Origin of the sequence: uncultured Tateyamaria sp. (assembly GCF_947504105.1) — a bacterium.
GTDB lineage: Bacteria > Pseudomonadota > Alphaproteobacteria > Rhodobacterales > Rhodobacteraceae > Tateyamaria.
Genome location: NZ_CANNGP010000152.1, coordinates 1 through 772, shown reverse-complemented (window position 1 = coordinate 772; position 772 = coordinate 1). Strand labels below are relative to the sequence as shown.

The 772-nt window shown below is 56.2% G+C and carries 1 pseudogene; it reads left to right on the top strand.

The window, feature by feature from the left end:
• Positions 1-66 precede the first annotated feature (66 nt).
• Positions 67-772 (top strand): annotated as a pseudogene (locus Q1A75_RS24005) (IS3 family transposase); the annotation flags it as partial.

Sequence of the window (772 nt, the reverse complement as noted above, 5' to 3'; positions counted from 1 at the left end):
AGAGGTGGTCGCGGAATTTCGGACCGGTCGTTAAGGTGGATCGCATGATGAAAGTGACGATCCAGAATGAAGAAACGAAAGAACCATTCGCCCGAGTTTAAGGCCAAAGTTGCGCTGGAGGCGATCCGCGAAGAGTTGACGTTGGCAGAGCTGTCCAAGAAGTACGGTGTGCATCCCACGCAAATCGGAACTTGGAAACGCGCGGCGATAGAGAACATGGCGACGGCATTTACGCGCCGTGGTGCCGCCCCGGAACAGGTTAGCGCCGCCGATGTCGACAAGCTGCATTCCAAGATAGGCCAGCTTGTTGTGGAACGGGATTTTTTAGCCGAAGCCTCGCATCAACTTCTCGGGACGCGAGGCAAGAAATGGTGAGCCGGGATCACGAGTTAAGCCTTCGTAAACAGTGCGAACTGTTGCAGCTGTCGCGGTCGCGTCTTTACTATCAGCCGGCCGGTGAGAGCGCCGAGAACCTTCGTTTCATGACGGTCATCGACAAGCAATTCCTGGAAACACCGTGGTACGGTTCCCGCCAGATGGCCCGGTACATGAAGCGGAATGGGCATCGATGTGGTCGGCACCGTGTACGGCGGTTAATGCGTCTGATGCGTTTGGTTCCGATCTACCAGGAGCCCAACACCAGCAAGAAGCATCCGCAGCATAAGGTTTGGCCATACCTGCTGCGCAACGTCGTTATCGACCGACCGAACCAAGTCTGGTGCGCAGACATCACCTACATCCCGATGCGGCGCGGCTTCCTGTATTTGGTTGC